Genomic DNA, 18,770 nt, shown 5'->3' with positions numbered 1-18,770 from the left:
GTGATGGCGATAATAAACATAATTTTCACAAAACTGGGATAACACAATCACTTAACATGCGCTCTTCACTCATTTTCAGTTTATGCGCTTTTTCAAAGAATTATTTAAAACCCACTTTTATTTAATAAATTCATAAACATAGAGTAACAAAACCGGTAGCACTTATCGTTAAAAGCGCTATCCAAACAGCGATGGCATTTACAACAAATGTTATCGATATGGTAATTCTTTAACAGCTTTAATGTTAAAAAGTTGAAAAGATGATTGATCTTTTCGTTGCGCTCGCTTACATTTAGCGAAATGTAAGCGCTTCCAAAAAACAGCTCGATTGATTTTGTAAGCGCTTTCAAAAACACAAAAGCCATCGCGGCTGTCGTTAATAAACACTCAACGACACACTTAACAACACATTTATAGCAAGGCTGAAAGCAATGACTAAACATGCATCGAAAATTACGCGGATAGCTGCCGCGTTGTCAGTCACAACCCTATTTGGCTGTGGGGGCGGTGCCACCACATCTACTGATATAGAGGCGGTAGACGCCTCTGCACCAGTGTCAGATTGGCAGCTTGTATGGAGCGACGAATTTGACGGCTCAAGCATTGATGAGAACAAATGGACTCACGAAGTAAATTGCGCCGGCGGTGGCAACAATGAAGCTCAGTGCTACACAGAAAGTGAAAGCAACTCTTTTGTTGAGGACGGCACGTTAAACATAGTCGCGCTTCCAGCAGAAGAAGGTGCACCAAAGCCCTATACTTCTGCGCGACTGAATACCCGTTATAAAGGTGATTTCAAATACGGTCGCATCGAAATGCGAGCAAAAATGCCGGAAGGACAAGGTTCTTGGCCAGCATTTTGGATGATGCCAACAGATGAAGTATACGGTGGATGGCCTCGCTCTGGTGAAATCGACATCATGGAAGCGGTTAATCTAAAAGCAGCAGACATTGACGGCAACCCTGAAAATCATATCTACGGCACACTTCACTACGGTCAAGAGTGGCCGAACAACGACAGTTCGGGCCAAGCTTACTCACTACCTAGTGGCGAGAACCCTGCCGACGACTTCCATACCTATGCTATTGAATGGCAAGAAGGCGAAATTCGTTGGTATATGGATGGTTACCTGTATGCCACTCAACGTCGCTCTGAAGTGCGTGAAAACAGTAAAGGCGAAGCAACTGGCCTTTCACACCGTGGCTGGTATGCAGAATACTTCGAACAAGGCACAGGCGAGTTAACAACACACTGGGACAATGCACCATTCGACCAAGAGTTTTACCTTATTTTGAACCTCGCTGTTGGTGGAGCATGGCCTGAATCTGTCAATGAAACCGGTATCGATGCCGACGCATTTGCAGAAGGTCAAAGCCTAGAAGTCGATTACGTTCGAGTATACGAGTGTGGTTCAGACCCAATGACAGGTAAAGGCTGCGAAACCGTTCGTCCAGGTTACGACTCACTTGAAGATGCATTAGTTGAAGGTGCAGCGCCCATTCCATCTCCACCTTCTACTGGAATCGCTCAAAACCTTACTATTTTTGACGGTACACCTAATCCAAACTGGCCTGCATGGGATTGCTGTGGTGGCTCTACACCCGCACTCGTTGAAGATGCAGATGAAGGTCAGGTATTTGAATTTAGTATTGGCGATGCGCCAACGGTAATGGGTTTCATTAGCCGTTCAGCGTTTATCACCGACCCTGACGGTCAAGCTTCACCGTTTGACGCGTCACCAATGGAAGAAACAGGCAGCATTAAGTTCGACCTTAAAGCGGTTGCTTTACCAAACAATGCAACAACGTCTTGGTTGTTTAAAGTTGAGAGCTCTGAAGGCTCTACTTTCGCTGAACTTCCTTTGATGGATGGCTATGTTGGACCTGCTGACGTTGCGGGCGACACACCTGAACAAGGCATATGGGAGTCGTACGAATTCCCACTGAGTGTATTAGCAGAGGCAGGCCTAGACACCAGTGCCATCGACGTAATCATGGTATTCCCATTATGGGATACAGGCAGCGGTGCGGTATATCGCATGGCCAACGTTGAAATTTCACAAGAAGGCGGTGCGTCATACCCTGAGCTCACTATCTTCGAAGATGGACAAAATCCAAATTGGCCAATGTGGGATTGCTGTGGCGGTTCAACACCAACTGAAGAAATGGATGATGAAGAGCACGGTCTTACTGCTGAATTCCGTATAGGTGCAGAGCCAACAGTAATGGGCTTTACCACTCGTTCAATTGATGGCGGTGGTGCAACACCATTTGACGCCACTGCACTTACTGATGGTGGTTTACTGCAGTTCGAAATGAGAGTGGTAAGCGCACCAACTAACCCAGACTCTACTTGGGTATTCAAAGTTGAATCCAATGATGCTGCCACTGCCGTTGAGCTTCCACTTGCCGACAGTGTAGAAGGTCAAGCCCCAGTTGAAGGTGAGTGGCAGACTTACACGTTCTCCATTGCCGATCTTCAATCTCGCGGTTTAGATGTAAGCGGTATTGACGTCATCATGATATTCCCAGCGTGGAGTACAGGTGAAGGCGCGGTATACCGTGTTGATAATGCGAAGTTCTTCCACCCTGACAGCGGCAACGAAACGCCAGCTGGAGGCTTGAACATTTTCGCTGATACCGCAGCTGAGCAATGGTCTATCTGGGATTGCTGTGGTGGTTCAACACCAACAGAAGAAGTAGACGACGCTGAGCACGGTACAGTGGCTGAATTCAGAATTGGTGAAACACCAACGGTAATGGGTTTCCTTGCTGATGAAGAGGTGTCTTACGACGCATCTGCACTACTTTCAACTGGCGTAGTTCGCTTTGAAATGAAAGTAAGCGCAATGCCTATTGATACATCAGGCCAGTGGTTATTTAAAATTGAGTCTATCGGCGCGTCTTCTGCGGTAGAGCTGCCAATGTCATCAAGCCTTGAAGGTGCAGAGCCTGTTGAAGGCGAGTGGCAGACATACACGTTCCCGCTGCAAACGCTTTACGATGCAGGCTTAGATATCAGTGCAATCAACGTCCTTATGATGTTCCCTACTTGGGATACAGGTAATGGCGCTGTATATCGTATTGATAATGTAGAAATAGCAGCTCAGTAATAAAGCAATTTGCCGCCAGTAGCCTGGCGGCATATCAAATTGATAAGAATTAGTAGGCAATTATGAAAAACACAACTTTTAAAAAGACCCAGCTTGCCACATCAATGGCTTTGTTATTGGGCTCTACTTTAGCTATGCCTAGCTACGCACAAGAAACAGAAGCAGCGACGCCTGAAGAAGGCGAAGTAGAAGTTATTCAAGTAAGCGGTATTCGCGGTTCCATGATCCGCTCTATGGATTTGAAGCGCAGTTCTAGCGGTGTTGTTGATGCAATATCAGCAGAAGAACTCGGTAAGTTTCCCGATACTAACTTAGCCGAAGCCCTCCAGCGCATAACGGGTGTAACCATTAGCCGTAATAACGGTGAAGGTAACGAAATTACTGTACGTGGTTTTGGCCCAGAATTTAACTTAGTTACCCTTAATGGCCGTCAAATGCCGGGAACAGGTTTCACCCGTTCATTCAACTTGTCTAACCTTTCTTCTGAAGGTGTAAACACGCTAGAGCTACAAAAAACCGCTCGCGCTGAGAACCCAAGTGGTGGTTTAGGTGCTACGGTAAACATCATTACGATGAAGCCGCTTGCACAGTCCGGACAACAAGCTTCATTTTCAGTGAAAGGCATTTATGATACCTCAAACGAAGAAGGTGACGATGTAACACCAGAAATCGCAGGTGTTTACAGCAACACGTTTGCCGACGATATGTTCGGTTTTGGTGTGTCTTTTTCTCATCAAGAACGCGACTTTCAGCAGCAAGCGGCCAACATTCAAGGCTGGCAGCTGCAAGAAAATGATGCGTTACCTGAATTAGATGCAGAAAACGTGGTTGATAACCGCTCTAACATCACCAATGCAGCCTTCTTTCCAAAAGATATGAACTACAGCATTAGCGATGTACAGCGCGAACGTCAAAACGCACAAGTTACGTTCCAGTTCCGTCCCATTGATGATTTCACAGCAACAGTAGACTACACAGCGTCTCGCGCTACCACAGGCACTAATACTGTGGGTTGGGGTATTTGGAATAACTTTGGTGCTAACATTAATGAATATGAGCTCGATGCCAACGGTACGGCTGTTTATGCTGATATTAGCGGCGATGACGGCTCATTCACTGCAAGTAGAAATACCACCCGTGTAGACGCTCGCTCAATCGGTATTAATCTAGATTGGACGGTAAGCGACGATTGGCACTTTGCCGTGGATTATCACGACTCGTATAACGAAACCGATAATGGATATGACGAAGGGCTAGGTAGCTCCGGTCAAATCATTCTCGGTTCAAACCAGCTTCGCTCTAAGGTTTATGATTACCGCGAAGGTGATATTCCTCAAGTGTTCGTAAATTGGAATAACGGCACTAACGAAATTGCACCGGGCGAAATTGACTCTAACTTTAGTCAGTTCATTTACTCACCTGGTCGTTCTGACATTGAGCAATTCCAACTTGATGGCACCTGGTACAACTCTGCCTTCGATATTCCGTTATTAAAGGTAGACTTTGGCGTTGCGCGCACAGAGCAAGCGCTTAGCGGCTTTACCGCGTGGAGCGGTCTGCGTGGAGGCCCGGGCTTCAACCCATCGTTTACGCAAATATTCCCAGACAGCATGTTCGTACGCAACGACACCAGCGGTTTCTTAGACGCCTTTAGTAGCGGCGGTGCTAACATGAACCCTGGCTATTACTACACCTATGATTTTGACGAAGCTATTGCTCGACAATTAGCGTTTATTACATCAGATGTCGTGGGCGAAGCAAACGCCTACTCTACAGACCCTTATTACATGGGTGCGCCTGCTGTGAGTAACGTAGAAGAAATTACCAACTCTATTTATGTACAAACAGAGTGGGACTTCGAAGTTGGCGACTACTACGTGCAAATAAACGCAGGTGTGCGTTATGAGGAAACTGAAGTACCAAGCTCTGCGGAAGTTCGCGTTCCAGAACAAGTTAACTGGGTAGCTGCTTCAGAGTGGATCACGCAATTTGAAGACGGACTACAAGTACAGGACTTCACAGGCGAATACGACGTATTGCTCCCTATGTTTGACGTGAAAGTTGACGTGACCGATGACGTAGTAGCCCGTTTCTCTTGGGGTAAATCAATTACCCGCGCGCCAATCGGCCTATTGCAAGGCGGCCTAGCGTTTAGCGGCAGCCCTAAAATTGGATCGCGTACGGCCTCAGCAGGTAACACCAGCTTATTGCCATTTGAATCATCAAACTTAGACTTATCGTTTGAATGGTACTACGACGAAGCTAGCTATGCGTCAATTGGTCTATTCAGAAAGTCAGTAGAAAACTACATCACCACTACCGGTCAAGACCGTCAGTTTGAAGGGCTTAACGATATTTACTTAGGCCCACGTTGGAACGAAGCGGTAAATGCACTTGAGGCGGCCGGCACGCAGGCTACTGACAGCGCTATTTATGGTTACTTTGTAGATAATGGATTTGCTGATGAAAATGGGGTAGTGACGCCTAATGCAGATGACCCATTAATTACATGGCGTACCACCCAGCCTGGTAACTCCAGTGATGCGAAAACCGTAGAAGGTATTGAGCTTGCTGTTCAACATACCTTCGGTGAAACTGGCTTTGGCTTTGGCGCAAACGCCACATTAGTGGACGGTGACGTTGAATACGACCCATATAACCTTGAAGAGCAAGACCCGTTAGTCGGTATTAGTGACTCTGCCAACTTCCAAGTGTTCTACGAGAAAAATGGTTTGTCTGTGAAAGTCACTTACGCATGGCGTTCAGACTACGTAGTGGGTATTGGTCAGGCTCAGGGCTCATCAGATAATCCTGCCACTCAGTTTGATACCTACGCACAAGTTGATGCAAGCATTAACTACGACGTTGATGAACACCTAACGGTATTCCTTGAAGGGATAAACATTAACGATGAAACCGAACGTGGTTATGGGCGCTTTGAAGAGCAGTTCTTGTTTGCTCGCCAATACGGTCCGCGTTACACGCTAGGTGCTCGCTATACGTTCTAAGTGTATTTAGCACGGGGTACGTCTTTTAAGATGCGCCTCTTTTAAGACTAACACTATAAAAAAGGCCGCTTCATTCACATGAAACGGCCTTTTTTGTCAGCGTTATTCGGTAGTTGTTAGAACGACCCAATAACAGACAGTCTTGCGTTAATTGGCGCACCAACGGTTGCTTGATGTCTAGAGTGCGCGTTCGGGAAGTACAATGTGTCAGTTAAGTTTTCCACATTAAGCTGTAAACGCATGCCATTATTAAGCTCGTAGTATGCTGACGCATCCACACGCGTGTAGCTGGGTAATACAGGCGAATCGGTAGCAGTCACCACAAAACTCTCATCTTGATAGGTTGCGCCAACGCCAAAGCCTAACACGTCGCTTACTTGGTACGTTGTCCATACCGACATGGTGTTTTCGGGAAGCTCACGAAGCTCAACGCCACTGGCATTTTCACCGTCTAAGTTGCTGTAGTTGGCAGTAACAAACCACTTATCTGTAATGTAACCTTGCAGCTGCAGCTCAAATCCTGACACGTCAGAATCAACTTCTATGAAGCCTTCAGGGTCGGTAGGATCGTTATCTAATGAAGTTTGCTCATTCTCAAATATCGCTGCTGTAAAGCTCATGCTGTCAGCGAAATCCCACTTCACACCAATTTCTTGATTGGTGAACGTATCAGGGTCTAGGCTATCTGCATCGCCGTTAATATTGGCGTATTGCTCACCACTGCGTGGTAAAAACGACTCACTGTAGCTGGCATAAATTGAGATATTTTCTTGCGGCTTGTACACCAAACCTGCACGAGGAGAGACTTCCTCATCAGTGCGGTTGCGCGTGTCTAATACATCAGGACGAGCGTCAAATACTTCAATGTCGAAGCTGTCGAAACGAGCACCTAACACAAGATCCAAGTTTTCAGATAGGGCAATTTCGTCTTGTACATAAAACGAATATACGTCTAAATCTACGCGAGTATCGTCGTTAAGCGCTGAAAATGCAGTTGTAACTGTGGTGCCAGCGGCGTTAGTCCCTGTTAGACCTCTGAAGTCTAAGGGACGATTCACCAAGAACGCTTCTTGGTCGTCGTCATTAGAATCGAAGACTGGGTTTAAACGATTTTGATCAGATTCGGTGTTAATAAATTCACCACCGAAAATAACCGTGTGCTCAATGCTACCTGTTGCAAACTCACCGACTAAGTTTGCCGATAGAATAAGATTTTCACGCTCAGTTTCATCAATATAGCCATCAAGTGTTACTACATTCGTTTCTGGCGCAAAATCAGCGGCGTAGAAGTTGGCATACACTTTATCGTAGTTACCATAAAAGGCGTTAAAATTACCCTTTAGGTTGTCAGAAAAGTTGTGTTGTATATTGGCACGAAACACATCGGCATCTAGGGTTTGATAGTTATTTTCAGGGTCGCCAAATACAATGTTTTCAAACGCTTCTACCGGCTCGCCGTTTGCACCTGTAGGAATACCACGGTCGATAAAACGTTCGTGATCGATATATTCATAAGATAAATCTAAAATAGTGTCATCGCTTAACTGAAAGCGCGCTGTGGGGTTAAAACCATAACGATCGCCATCGAAAAAGTCGCGATGGTTATCCAAGCTTTCATACATGGCATTGATTCTTACTGCAGAATCTTCACCAGTGTCGATGTTAGTATCAAGCTGTAAATTGTAAGCACCAAAGGTATTCGCAGATACGTTGTAGTTTACAAACTGCTGATCGATAGTCGCTTTCTTAGAAACGCGATTTAGAATACCGCCCGTACCGCCACGACCAAATAATAAGGCATTCGGGCCGCGTAAAATTTCTACTTGCTCAACATTATACAGCGCACGGTAGTACTGAACGTCGTCACGGTTACCGTCTATATAAAAATCGGCTGTCGAGCGCACACCACGAAACACAACAGAATCACGATGTCCTTCGCCCTGAGAGGTATTTACCCCAGGAGTGTAATCGATAATTTGGCCCACGCTTGTAATACCACGGGCAGTAATTTCTTCTGCCGTCATAATAGATAAGCTTTGCGGCACATCAAGAATAGGTGTTGGACTCTTTATAGAGTTAGACTGGTTTACCGAAAGGTACTTCCCTTCAACGGTAAGTCTTTCAATATCTTCCATTGCCACACCTAGGGCAGCAGGACTTAACATTACGGCTGTAGCAATAGTCGTAAGTTTAAATTTCACTATAATTCTCCACGTGTTCTACAAGTTTTATGTGTGTTTCTGGCATGCAGCAAGGGCTTACCCCTTGTTGACTTACACAATTAACATTGCGCGTTGAATGCGTCTTTTAATGTTAATAGGAATAATTACCATTTATATTGCTGATGATAATGGAAACGAGTCGCATTTGCGAGTGATGCAGTGATATTTTTAATAATGATTAATGGAAAAGACGTGGCTGATGTGAGGGTTTGTGAAAAAACTGAGGGTAAGAAACAAGAATCGCCACTACGGATTGAATACCGAGCGGCGATGCTTTTCTATTTTAGCGAATGTTATTTCGCTTTTTCACTTGGTACTGGTTGTCCATAATTAGGTGAGCGAGGGCCATAAAGCAGTCCGTTATAGCTGGTTGCAGATAGTAGTCGTGTAGAGGTCATGGCAGCGATATCAAAGCCTCTGTCCGTTACTGTTTCAAATATTTGACTAACGGCTGCTTGTACAAGCATACCTACAAGCCCACCACTATTAGCATTTTGCTGTTCAGCACTCGACGCAGTTGCCTTTCCAGTCCATAGCATCTGGTTTGTTCTAAGGTCAACAAGAGAAGCTGATACGGTTACTCTAGTTTCACTAGAAATCACAACATAGCTGGTTCCATAGTCTTCAATGGATACATACAGCGCAGTGTCGGCGCCAAAAATTTCATTGAGTTTTGACGTATCAACCGCATGGATATCGGTGGCCTCGGTTAAACCATTGTTGGTAAAGGTTTGATTAACTAGCGCCACTGGAAATACATAAAAACCAGACTCAGAGATAGGCGTAGCTAATCGTGTCATAACGCTAAAAGGCGCTATAACCTCAGGCGTGTTGTTGACTGGTGGCAAAATCAAAACAGACTCTGGATTAGCAGCTTTGAACGCAGTGTAATCATGAGCTGGGGGCATGTTAACGCACGCGGTTAGCGACGTAACAAGAGCAATCGCTATGAGTAAACGCAAAATCATATTTTATGCTCCTTGTGCAGAGTTTAAAAGAAACTCTATATAGTGTGATGATTCAGGAAAAAGCTGTTTTTCTTGCTCAAAATGAGAAGCTCCAAGCTGGGGATTACCCGTTTCAAAATAAAGCATGCCTAAATGGGCGTGAACGCCAGGAGCTATATTTCGCCCATTTGCAGCCGCTAATTCAATGGTCTTTTCAAGTGCTGATATTTGCTCTTCTAACGTTGTGTCTTCAGCCTTTAAGTAGCTATACACAGCAGTAGTATAGTCTCCGTAGTAATACAAAGGCTCTGTGGTTTTGCATCCAGTTACCGTTAAAATAAACGCAAAAGATATTAATAGGTTTTTCATTTTTACAGTGTCCATGCGCCCGACTCAATGCCATTTACAAGATTGTTGACTGATTCTCTAATTGCCAAGTCTAGCACCTTACCGTTGAGTGTTGCGTCGTAGCTTGCGGTACTGCCGAATCCAATCACTTCTCTTTCCGATAAGCTATATTCGCCAGCCCCAGCTACCGAATACACAACCTCAGACGTAGTTACATTAACAACGTTTAGCGTCACTTTGGCATAGGCAATTTGTGACTTACCTTTTCCTAAAAGCCCGAATAGTTGCTTATCGCCAATCGCCTTTCTTCCAAATTCAGTCACATCACCAGTGATAACAAACTTTGCACCGGCAATACTCTGCTGCGTGCCTGTACGACCTGCTTCTTCAGCAAGTAATGCCATGTTATCTCTGTCTAAAACGCTGAACCGGTTTGTCTGTTGAAGATGACTCATTAGTGCAGTTTTTGCTTGATTACCAAGTCTATCTAGCCCGTTAGAAAATATCCCGTTTTGGAAGTTAGAGCGATTAACAAACTGACCGACAACGAGCTTACTTTTTTCACCGTTGTATTGAGTGTTAAAGCTATTTACCTTAGGAGTTTCAACAACTTTAGATGATGTAGTGGCACACCCTGACGCGATTCCTACAATGGCAATGAGAGCAACTGTTGGAATGAATTTTTGATTTTTAATTATTGTCACATGAATCCCTTTTTTTTGTGAACTAGCAACGTTGGCTAGAAGTTGAGTGTATAACAATACTTAACCTTCTTGAAGATATGACAATTGAATTCAATAAAGCGACAGCATTAAATCAAGTAAGGCTTACACGCAGATGTTAGACAATTTGAGAAAAGACTAAGAAAATGAGTTATTGATGAAGCCGTTGAAGTGTGCGGTAACACTGCGAAAAAACAAATAAAAAAGCGACTTGCATTAGCAAATCGCTTTTTTGAGTTAATAAATAAAAAGGTATAATTAACGTACCCTTCAAACTACAAATAGAACCATAACTGAATTGGAATGTTACAATTCCAGCCCTTGGATTGTCGGATACACTAACAACTATTTACAGACTATATCTGCCGATTCAGCAACTTGAGGCGTAAACTGAATATCTGCAACGCTGATGCTTGCCTTGCCTGAACTGCCAAGTTCAAACGGAATCACAAGACCGGTAAAGTCGATACCTGCATTCACAAAACACTGTAAATCGATACTGAGCGAAGACCATGTGTTTTGCTCTAAGGCGTTCACTTGTTCGCTAATATCAAGTTGTGCAGAACAGCTACCTGGCTTATCGCCCTCGCCTTCACAATTCATACCCACAGTGAGGGAGCCCTCAACCGCGCTATGGGGATTAATGTTTAGAGTAAGCGCCGCTTTATTAAGTAACTGAGCACTCAAGTCTTCGCGGAAGAAGCTTTTGCTCGCAAAACGCATGGCGGCAAACTCACTGCCATCAAAGGTGACTTTACGGGCATCTTCCTGAACAACTTTATCCACAGTGCGATAGGTAATCGCGCCCACGTTATGGGTGCTCGCATTAACCGTAAGCGACTCATCGCCAGAGTAAAGCCATAACACCCAAGGCGACTGCACCGCTCCGTTTAATATTTCAAGGGACTGACTGTTATCGCTGCTTATGCTGACCTCGGTGTTCAAGTTATCCGCTAGCACGTTGTCGTCAGCATAAGTAAGGCCAAACCCGTATGGCAAAAGTGGCTCGTAGGTATCGTCGCCAATATTCACAATTTGCTGGGGCTGTGCTGGCCATGAGAAAGGAAGCTTACCTTTAAAGTCTTGTTTGCCAAATAATACGTCGGCCACCGCCGTGCCCTCTGAACCAGGCAACCATGCCGCTACGAAGGCATCAGATGCGTTAAGCTCTGCGTTTACCCACATAGGGCGACCGCTGATAAAGATTGACACTACAGGAATACCCTGTGATTTGAAGCGCTCAAGCAGCGCTAGGTCTTTTTTATTACCGTACTGATAAATTAGCGTCTCTCTGTCACCGTGACCTTCTGCGTAAGGCTCTTCACCAAATACTACAATTGCCACATCTGGCGCTTTACCGTCTTGTGCAATTTTACCATCAACAGACAACATTACATCGCCACCCGCAGCCTCTACATGGTGTTTAATGCCGTCGTATATGGATGAGCCGCCAGGAAAATCAGCGTTGGTATTGTTCGTTCCCTGCCACGTAATACTCCAGCCACCAGACTGCTTGCCTATATTGTCTGCTGCATCGCCAGCCACTACTATGCGTTTAGCACCAGATAAAGGAAGAATACCCTGCTTATTTTTAAGCAAAACCAGAGACTCACGCACCGCTTGACGTGCTACCTCGCGATGCGCTTCGTTTCCGATAAGCGACCGTTCGCCAGATAAAGGGCGGTTGGCAGGACTTGGCTTATCAAACAAACCCGCTCGCACTTTTACTCGCAAAATACGGCGTACCGCGTCATCAATACGTGACATGGGAATGACGCCATCTTTAACGTGGGCTAAGGTAGATTCATATACCCCTTTCCAGTCGCTAGGAACCATAAAAATATCCAAGCCAGCGTTAACTGCTTGTGCACAATCAACGTTGCTGCAGCCTTTAACCTGGCCATGACCATTCCAATCTCCAACGACGAAGCCGTCAAAACCCATTTGCTCTTTTAACACATCAGTTAGTAGATATTTGTGGCCGTGAAGCTTTGCGCCATTCCAACTGTTAAACGACGCCATCACCGATTGAGCGCCTGCGGTTAAACCACCCACATAGCCCTGAGCGTGAATATCGTACAACGCTTGTTCGCTAGCAACATTGTCACCCTGATCGTCGCCGCCAACGGTTCCGCCATCACCCACAAAGTGTTTTATCGTACTGATAACTCGTTGGTCACTGAGAAAATCTTTATCAGCCGCCCCTTGAAGCCCTTTAACTACCGATGCCGCGTAATCGCGCACAATGGCTGGGTCTTCTGAATAACTCTCATAGGTCCGGCCCCAGCGGTCATCTCTCACCACCGCCACGGTAGGCGCGAATACCCAATCGATACCCGTTGCCATGACTTCTTTTGCGGTAATGTGGGCTATCTTTTCTACCAATTCTGGATTTTTTGCAGCCCCTAAACCGATATTATGAGGAAATAAGGTCGCGCCAATCACATTGTTGTGACCGTGCACTGCATCTGTGCCCCACATGGTTGGAATGACAGAGCCGTCGAGGCTGTCATCGATAGACGCTTGGTATAATTTTTCAGCTAGGGCAACCCAATCGTCCGGCGTGGCGTGCTTATCATTGTTTGGAAAGGCACCACCCCCATTTAAATACGAACCGAAACCATACTGACGCATTTCTTCAACCGTGATATTGCGAATTTCCGGTTGGATCATCTGCGCTATTTTTTGCTCAAGGGTCATTTGCGATAAAAGGTCTGACACTTGCTTTTCCACAGCAGGGTCTTGCTTTACTTCTATGTCGAGTTTAGGCCATATTGCTGCCGCGCCTGTATCAGCTGAGCTAGTTTTATGCGAACTGCTATGGTTAGCACTATCAACATTATTAACGGATACGTCTTTTTCAGATTCAGCGCAGCCACTTAGTAAAGCACCAGCAATGACTGAAGCGAGTAATGTATTTCGCATGGTGATTCCTTAATCTTTTATCAGTTGAGTTACGCGGCTGCCTATCAAACCGTAATAGGCAATATACAGGTAGCAAGACGCCGGTAGCAAGAATGACATAGTCACTCCGATGCTATCTGCCAACATACCCTGGAATAAAGGGATGATAGCGCCGCCCACAATGGCTAAACATAAGATGCCTGAGCCCTGTGGCGTATCCTTACCAAGCTGCTGAAGTGCCAGACTGAAGATGGTAGGAAACATAATTGAATTGAACAGACCCACACCAAGTACGGTCCACAACGCAAGCGGTCCCGTGGTCGATATTGATAGCACAATGAGAAAGATAGCCATGGCTGAATTAAATGCCAATACGATACCACCAGACACTTTTTGCATTATTAACGCACCGATAAAGCGACCTACCATGGCGCCACCCCAATAATACGCCAATAACTTAGACGCTTTCGCTTCGGTTAAACCTGCAACCGAGGGACTCGCAAGGTAGTTAACTAACATACTGCCAATAGCCACTTCAGCGCCCACGTACATAAAGATACCGACTGCCCCGAGTACGAGATGCTTGTGCTGCCACGCGCCACCTTTGAAGATACCGGTATTACTGCTGGTGTGATTAAGCTTAGGCAGTTTTAGATACAAAAACACGAGGGCAAGCAATAGCAATGAAGCTGCCAGTATAAGGTAGGGAATCTGAACATCAGAAGCCGATGCGGTGGCGGCGTTGTGCTCACCTGTTGCACCGTACATTAAATACGAACCAAAGAAAGGCGCTACTGTGGTGCCAAGTGAATTAAATGCTTGTGTCATAGTAAGACGAGAGGAGGCAGTTTTTGGGTCGCCTAACGCAGTGACATACGGATTTGCTGATACTTGCAAAATGGTAATACCGGATGCCAACACAAATAAGGCCAGCAGGAATACACCATATATTTGGCTCTCTGCAGCGGGATAGAACAATATGCATCCCAAACAGGCTATGCCAAGCCCCAATACAATGCCTTTTTGGTAGCCAATTCTAGAGACGATTGCACCAGCGGGTAACGAGACAATAAAATACGCACTAAAAAAGCAAAACTGGATAAGCATTGCTTGTGTAAAAGTGAGGTTAAACGCACCTTTCAAATAAGGAATAAGAATATCATTCAGGCAGGTAATAAATCCCCACATGAAAAATAACGTTGTTAATGAAATGAGAGCAAAACGATAATTACCGTTTGGCGCCGCACTGTTCATTGGTTGTGATTCAGCTTGCGATGGTATGTCCACTGATAACCTCTATTGCTATTTTTGTAATTAATGATAAATTAACATTTGAAAGCGCTTACATAAATTTGCAGACTCTTTGTAAGCGCTTACATTTGAGTAAATAATTACATGAAGCGTTGCTGAATTCAATGTAAAAATGATGTTATTTTTGATTTATGAATAACAACCGAGCTACTGCGGTTTGTTAAGCCTAGGACACGAGAAGATGCAAAAAATTACGCTGCCCGCCGACTCCTTTTTGTTATCAAAGGACTTTTTATACGGCGTAGCCACCTCAAGCTTTCAAATAGAGGGTGATAGAAGCGGGCGACTAGACTCAATTTGGGACACATTTTGTTCACAAAATAACACCATTGAAGACAACTCCAATGGTGATATTGCGTGTCAACATGTGGAAAAATGGCAGGAGGATGTTGCACTCATCGCAGGGTTAGGAGTTGATGCATATCGACTCTCAATCTCATGGCCTAGGGTGGTTAACAGCGATGGAACTATCAACCATATCGGCATGCAGTTTTACGTAAACTTGGTTGACGAGTTAGTCAAACGCAACATCAAAGTATTCGTCACCTTGTATCACTGGGATCTTCCTCAGTATTTAGAAGAAAAAGGCGGATGGTTAAATAGAGAAACAGCCACAGCCTTTGCGCATTACACTGACATAGTAGCCAGTGCGTTAGGTGATAAAGTGTATTCTTACGCTACCTTAAACGAACCATTTTGCTCAGCGTACCTAGGCTACGAACTCGGGGTTCATGCACCAGGCAAGACGGGTGTGGCCAACGGCAGAAAATCTGCGCACCATTTGCTGTTAGCACATGGTCTGGGTATGAAGGTGCTTCGCGAGAAATGCCCTAGCAGCTTAAATGGTATTGTGCTTAACTTTTCTACTTGTCACAGTGCCACAGAATCACCAGCCGATAAGTTAGCCGCAAAGCTTGCCGATGAATATCATAATCGTTGGTATTTACAGCCTATTATTGAAGGCACCTACCCGGATGTGTGCGACCAGCTGCCCATAGAGCAACAGCCGGATATTCTCGAGGGTGACATGGACATTATCTCTCAACCAATAGATTTCTTGGGCATTAACTTTTATACGCGCACCGTATATAAATCCACAGAAAATGGTTGGTTTGATGTAGTAGAGCCTAAAGGGGTTCCCCTTACGGCGATGGGGTGGGAAATTACTCCCGGTGCCTTTACTGAGCTATTAATAGATTTACACCAGCGATATTCACTGCCCCCTATCTACATTACCGAAAACGGCGCTGCCATGGATGATGAAATGAAAGGAGGCAAAGTCGAAGATACCGACCGAATCGAATACTTCAACTCCCACCTCAACGCCGTACACATTGCCATCAATGCAGGTGTGGATATTAAAGGGTATTTCGCGTGGAGCCTGATGGATAATTTTGAGTGGGCGCTGGGCTATACAAAACGATTTGGCATTGTGTATGTAGACTACGACACTCAAAAAAGAACCGTAAAACAAAGTGGTATTGCCTATCAAAAACTGGTCAACCGTAGAGTTAATGTTACATTAGCGGGATAAGAAAAAAAGGATAAGTACCTCACAACATGGCAACTATATACGAAGTTTCAGAAGCAGCCGGCGTTTCACTTGCTACCGTTTCCCGCGTTATGAATGGAAACACAAAAGTAAGCGACCGCACCCGTAAAAAAGTTGAGACCGCAATGGCTGAATTAGGCTATCAGCCAAATGCCATTGCGCAGTCCCTAGCGTCTAATAGAACCAATAGTGTGGGCCTATTAGTTTCTGAACTTCACGGTTCTTACTTCGGCGACTTAATGAGCACCGTAGAGCAGGCGTTAAAGCAGTATGGTAAACACGTTATTATTACTGCCGGACACGTAGATGAAAAACGTGAGCATGACGCCATTGAGTTTTTGAAAAGTCGCCGGTGCGACGCTCTTATACTGCATGCTGAAGCGGTGTCAGATGAGTACTTAACAACCTTGTGCAAATCCGACCTACCCGTTGTGGTTATTAACCGAAAAGTAGACGGACTGGATGATCATTGCTTTGTTGTTGATAACGAAAAAGGGGGGTATTTAGCCGCCCAAGCAGCAATACAGCAGGGGCACAAAGAGATAGGTTACATTAGCGGCCCCAAATTCAAAAAAGATGCGAGGGATCGCCTAGCTGGGCATAAACGTGCGCTTACTGAAGCAGGCATTGAAGCAAAAGACGACCATATTTTTGAAGGTGATTTTCATGAGTCCTCGGGGCAAGAGGGCATGCATTATTTGAAGCAGCACTTTCCTGATATTACCGCCCTTATCTGCGCCAATGACGAAATGGCGTCTGGTGCAATGACAGCGGCGCGAGAGGCAGGGCTTGAAATTCCACAGCATCTGTCTATCGTGGGTTTCGATAACGTGCTGTTTTCCCGTTATTTATACCCAAAGCTCACCACCATCAATAACCCCATTCAATCCCTTGGCGAAATGGCAGCGCGCTGGGTGCTTAAGAATGTCTACAACACCAAAATAAACCACGCTATTGAGCATTTGTTTGTGCCTGAAGTCGTTGAAAGACATTCACTGAGCAAACGTTAATATGATAAAAAATGTGCCTACCTCGCTTTACTACACGCTCATCGTCTCCCTTGGGGGGTTTATATTTGGCTTTGACGCTAGTGTAATATCTGGCGCCATTGGCTTTATTGACGTTGAATTTGGCTTAAGCGACTGGCAACAGGGCTTTGTTGTTAGCTCTCCTACCCTTGGCGCATTGTTTGCCATGCTGTTTGCGGGCGCAATAAGCGACGCTATCGGTAGACGTAAATCACTTATTATTGTTGCACTACTGTATTTTATCTCGGCCATTTGCTCAGCATTGGCACCAAACTATGTGCTATTGGTTGCTGCACGCTTCATTGGCGGTATTGCGTTTTGCTCGTTAATTATTGCACCAGTATATATTTCTGAAATTAGCGCGGCTAAACACCGCGGCAAAATGGTGTCGGTGAACCAACTGAATATCGTGCTTGGCTTCGCCCTGTCCTACTTCAGTAACTATTATTTCTTGCAGCTCAGCAACAGTGAATTGACTTGGGTAAAAGAGCTTGGCATTGATACCCATACTTGGCGCTACATGCTAGGACTTGAAACCCTGCCCGCTGCGCTCTGGTTTACCCTGCTTTTCTTTGTACCTAAAAGCCCTCGCTGGCTCATGCTGAAAGGGAAAACCGACGAAGCCAAGCAGTCAATATCTACGCTTTTCGACCCATGTGAAGCAAAAATGCAGCTTGATGAAATTTACTCATCGCTGTCAGAAAAGAGCTGGTCGTTAAAAGAGCGGCTTGGCTCTCTCACCGTTAAATCGATGCGTTATCCATTGTTTATTGGTATTACCATCGCCATTGCTCAACAAATTACCGGCATCAACGTCATTTTCTTTTACGCCCCCACTATTTTTGAACAAAGTGGTGTAGGTACCGACGCTGCATTTATGCAAGCGGTTTGGATTGGCCTAGTGAACGTCGCGTTTACCGTGGTTGCCATGTTAACCATCGATAAATGGGGCAGAAAGCCGCTGCTTATTATTGGCCTTTGCGGTGTTGCTATTAGCATGACGGTATGTGCCTACGGCTTTAAACAGGCAGTGTATGAAATTGACAGCAGCGATATTGCAGTAATACAGCAAACAGACCAGCAGCTTGCTGCCAAGCTCACAGAGATAAAAGATGTGGTGTACTACTCAGACGTCACCTTTAAACAGAGCCTGCAGGCTACGCTGACTACCCCTGAATATGACACCCACCAGCAGAATATACTCAACAGCAGCATTACTATGAACGCGCCCTTAGTGCTATTTGGCATTATCGCCTTCGTGGCGTCTTTTGCTGTTTCCCTTGGCCCTGTAATGTGGGCCATGCTAGCGGAAATATTCCCTAATCAAACCCGGGCTATTGCCATATCTCTTGTGGGCGTGATTAATTCACTCACCAGCTTTTTAGTACAGCTTGTTTTTCCTTGGGAGTTAATGAATTTAGGCGCAGCAGCGACCTTTTTCTCCTACGGTATTTTTGCCCTAGTAAGCTTAGTATTGGTCATTAAATACTTCCCTGAAACTAAGGGGAAAACCTTAGAGCAAATTACCGAGTCGTTTGAGGTTAGATAAAACTAAACTCTCATTACGTAGCCGTAAAGAAAGCAAACCAATTTACGCCAACTGGCGCTCGTGCAA

General features: G+C 45.2%; 11 protein-coding genes. 5 read left to right on the top strand and 6 right to left on the bottom strand.

Annotated elements, in window-relative coordinates; genetic code table 11:
* Nucleotides 1–431: 431 nt before the first annotated feature.
* Nucleotides 432–3,113, top strand: coding sequence for a glycoside hydrolase family 16 protein (locus O9X84_RS04070; RefSeq protein ID WP_269518299.1), 2,682 nt, complete (start codon nt 432–434; stop codon nt 3,111–3,113).
* A 62-nt stretch (nt 3,114–3,175) separates the two neighbouring features.
* The gene (locus O9X84_RS04065; protein WP_269518298.1) at nt 3,176–6,121 is read left to right on the top strand and encodes a TonB-dependent receptor; all 2,946 of its coding nucleotides are present in this window, start codon (nt 3,176–3,178) and stop codon (nt 6,119–6,121) included.
* Between the two features lie 116 nt (nt 6,122–6,237).
* Here O9X84_RS04065 and O9X84_RS04060 read toward each other — a convergent pair whose 3' ends face one another.
* The 6 genes from O9X84_RS04060 to O9X84_RS04035 all read right to left on the bottom strand — a co-directional run bounded on the left by O9X84_RS04060 (nt 6,238) and on the right by O9X84_RS04035 (nt 14,551).
* Entirely contained in the window at nt 6,238–8,322 is a 2,085-nt protein-coding gene (locus tag O9X84_RS04060) for a TonB-dependent receptor (RefSeq protein ID WP_269518297.1), read from the bottom strand.
* Nucleotides 8,323–8,636: 314 nt separating this feature from the next.
* Nucleotides 8,637–9,311, bottom strand: a complete 675-nt coding sequence (locus O9X84_RS04055) for a DUF799 domain-containing protein (RefSeq protein ID WP_269518296.1) — start codon at nt 9,309–9,311, stop codon at nt 8,637–8,639.
* Nucleotides 9,312–9,314: 3 nt separating this feature from the next.
* Nucleotides 9,315–9,659 carry a DUF4810 domain-containing protein gene (locus O9X84_RS04050; protein ID WP_269518295.1) on the bottom strand — a complete coding sequence of 115 codons (345 nt, stop codon included), beginning with the start codon at nt 9,657–9,659 and terminating at the stop codon, nt 9,315–9,317.
* Between the two features lie 2 nt (nt 9,660–9,661).
* Complete coding sequence (locus O9X84_RS04045; RefSeq protein ID WP_269518405.1) at nt 9,662–10,336, bottom strand: CsgG/HfaB family protein; 675 nt, start codon at nt 10,334–10,336, stop codon at nt 9,662–9,664.
* Nucleotides 10,337–10,705: 369 nt separating this feature from the next.
* Nucleotides 10,706–13,285 (bottom strand): glycoside hydrolase family 3 protein, encoded by a 2,580-nt coding sequence (locus O9X84_RS04040; RefSeq protein ID WP_269518294.1) that lies wholly within the window; start codon nt 13,283–13,285, stop codon nt 10,706–10,708.
* Between the two features lie 9 nt (nt 13,286–13,294).
* Complete coding sequence (locus tag O9X84_RS04035) at nt 13,295–14,551, bottom strand: sugar MFS transporter (protein ID WP_032097678.1); 1,257 nt, start codon at nt 14,549–14,551, stop codon at nt 13,295–13,297.
* A 205-nt stretch (nt 14,552–14,756) separates the two neighbouring features.
* Here O9X84_RS04035 and O9X84_RS04030 point away from each other — a divergent pair, with 205 nt between their 5' ends.
* The 3 genes from O9X84_RS04030 to O9X84_RS04020 are packed head-to-tail and all read left to right on the top strand — an operon-like array spanning nt 14,757 to nt 18,704.
* Nucleotides 14,757–16,109, top strand: a complete 1,353-nt coding sequence (locus O9X84_RS04030; protein ID WP_269518293.1) for a GH1 family beta-glucosidase — start codon at nt 14,757–14,759, stop codon at nt 16,107–16,109.
* A gap of 26 nt (nt 16,110–16,135) precedes the next feature.
* Complete coding sequence (locus tag O9X84_RS04025) at nt 16,136–17,137, top strand: LacI family DNA-binding transcriptional regulator (RefSeq protein ID WP_269518292.1); 1,002 nt, start codon at nt 16,136–16,138, stop codon at nt 17,135–17,137.
* 1 nt (nt 17,138) lies between these two features.
* Nucleotides 17,139–18,704: a sugar porter family MFS transporter gene (locus tag O9X84_RS04020; protein ID WP_269518291.1), complete on the top strand. Its 1,566-nt coding sequence runs from the start codon at nt 17,139–17,141 to the stop codon at nt 18,702–18,704.
* Nucleotides 18,705–18,770: the final 66 nt, after the last annotated feature.

It is taken from the genome of Alteromonas sp. BMJM2 (assembly GCF_027257845.1).
GTDB lineage: Bacteria > Pseudomonadota > Gammaproteobacteria > Enterobacterales > Alteromonadaceae > Alteromonas.
This window is presented reverse-complemented; position numbering and strand designations above follow the sequence as displayed.

What these genes read in the sequence shown, in the direction of transcription:
- O9X84_RS04020 (WP_269518291.1), top strand. Translation starts at nt 17,139, where the DNA reads ATGATAAAAAATGTGCCTACCTCGCTTTACTACACGCTCATCGTCTCC.
- O9X84_RS04070 (WP_269518299.1), top strand. Translation starts at nt 432, where the DNA reads ATGACTAAACATGCATCGAAAATTACGCGGATAGCTGCCGCGTTGTCA.
- O9X84_RS04050 (WP_269518295.1), bottom strand. Translation starts at nt 9,659, where the DNA reads ATGAAAAACCTATTAATATCTTTTGCGTTTATTTTAACGGTAACTGGA.
- O9X84_RS04040 (WP_269518294.1), bottom strand. Translation starts at nt 13,285, where the DNA reads ATGCGAAATACATTACTCGCTTCAGTCATTGCTGGTGCTTTACTAAGT.
- O9X84_RS04025 (WP_269518292.1), top strand. Translation starts at nt 16,136, where the DNA reads ATGGCAACTATATACGAAGTTTCAGAAGCAGCCGGCGTTTCACTTGCT.
- O9X84_RS04055 (WP_269518296.1), bottom strand. Translation starts at nt 9,311, where the DNA reads ATGATTTTGCGTTTACTCATAGCGATTGCTCTTGTTACGTCGCTAACC.
- O9X84_RS04065 (WP_269518298.1), top strand. Translation starts at nt 3,176, where the DNA reads ATGAAAAACACAACTTTTAAAAAGACCCAGCTTGCCACATCAATGGCT.
- O9X84_RS04030 (WP_269518293.1), top strand. Translation starts at nt 14,757, where the DNA reads ATGCAAAAAATTACGCTGCCCGCCGACTCCTTTTTGTTATCAAAGGAC.